A 1536-nucleotide genomic window follows, 5' to 3' on the forward strand; every position below is an offset into this window, starting at 1 on the left:
ACTACCCCTGTCGCCATTATTCGTTGGGGTACCAAGTTGAAGCAGCAGGTATGGACCAGTACCTTGGCGGAGGCGGCCGATATGGCTCAACCGCAAAACATTAAACCGCCATGCATTTTTCTGGTGGGTGAGGTGGTAAAACTTCGACAGGATTTGGCCTGGTTTGACAATGTGGCCATGAAGCCGCTATTTGGCAAGAAAATTTTGGTGACTCGGTCCCGGGCCCAGGCCTCCAAGTTAACCCGCCAATTGGAGGAGTTAGGGGCAGAATGTATTGAGGCCCCAGCTATTTCCCTTAAGGCCCCGGCCGATGCATATCGGTCCTTGGACAAGGCCCTGGGGGGTATTGATAAATATAATTGGCTGATTTTCACCTCCACGAATGGTGTGGATCATTTCTGGCAGCGCTTGGAAAAAGCTGGTAAGGACGCTCGGGCATTGGCCAGCGCCAAGCTTTGTGCCATTGGCTCGGCCACGGCAGAAGCCCTAAAACAACATGGCTTGATAGCCGATGTAGTTCCTGATCGTTATCAGGCGGAGGGGATTATTGAAGCCCTAAAAGATATGATTAAGCCAGGTATAAGGGTTCTAATTCCAAGAGCAGCCCAGGCCCGGGCAATTTTGCCGGAGTCTTTGCGTAAAGCCGGAGCAGAGGTAGCTGTGGTACCGGCTTATGAGACGGCTATAGGAGAAGGAAATAGTGAGGAAATCCGCCAGGAATTGCAGAAGGGCAATATTGATGCGGTCACCTTTACCAGCTCTTCTACAGTGACCAATTTCCTGAAGCTTTTGGGGGGAGACACCAGTCTTCTTAATAAGGTCAAGCTGTGTGCCATTGGCCCGATAACGGCGGAAACCATGAGGAAAAACGGCCTGTCTGTTAGTGTGGAGGCCGCTGAATATACCATTGATGGGCTGGTGGAGGCCCTGAAGGAGGCATTTTGATGATTGAGCAGAAGCTGCGCCCGCGTCGCATGCGCATTAGTGAACAGGTGCGGTCCATGGTAAGAGAGACATCCCTTTCGGCCAAGGATTTCGTCTACCCAATGTTTGTTATTCCTGGAGAAAATAAAAAGGAAGCCATTTCCAGTATGCCAGGCTGTTATCGCTACTCGGTGGATTTGGCAGTGGAGCTGGCCAAGGAAATTTATGCACTGGGAATACCCTCAGTGGAGATATTTGGCCTGCCGGAATACAAGGATGAGATTGGCTCCAGTGCCTGGGATATGAATTCTCCACTGCAGCGGGCCATTAAGGCTATTAAAGAGGCTGTGCCAGAACTGGTGATTATCGGGGATGTGTGCCTGTGTCAGTATACCAGTCATGGCCATTGCGGCCAGCTGTGCGGGCATTATGTGGATAATGATGCAACCCTGAAGCTGCTGCAAAAGGTGGCAGTTAGCCAGGCTCAGGCCGGGGCTGACATCATTGCCCCATCAGATATGATGGACGGCCGGGTGGCGGCTATTCGGGAGGCACTGGACGAAAATGGCTTTATAAATGTTTCCATTATGTCCTATGCGGTGAAGTACGCCT

Annotated in this window: 1 protein-coding gene and 1 pseudogene; both read left to right on the forward strand. The window is 51.5% G+C overall.

From position 1 onward, the window contains the following. Positions 1-945, forward strand: a 945-nt coding sequence (locus tag ACKI5G_RS00175; RefSeq protein ID WP_407396491.1) for a uroporphyrinogen-III synthase, incomplete at its 5' end; no start/stop codon positions are given. Beyond that, positions 945-1536: pseudogene (locus tag ACKI5G_RS00180) on the forward strand (porphobilinogen synthase); the annotation flags it as partial. The gene ACKI5G_RS00175 and the pseudogene ACKI5G_RS00180, both read left to right, overlap by 1 nt.

The organism is Anaerovibrio sp. (assembly GCF_045637405.1).
Taxonomy (GTDB): domain Bacteria; phylum Bacillota; class Negativicutes; order Selenomonadales; family Selenomonadaceae; genus Anaerovibrio.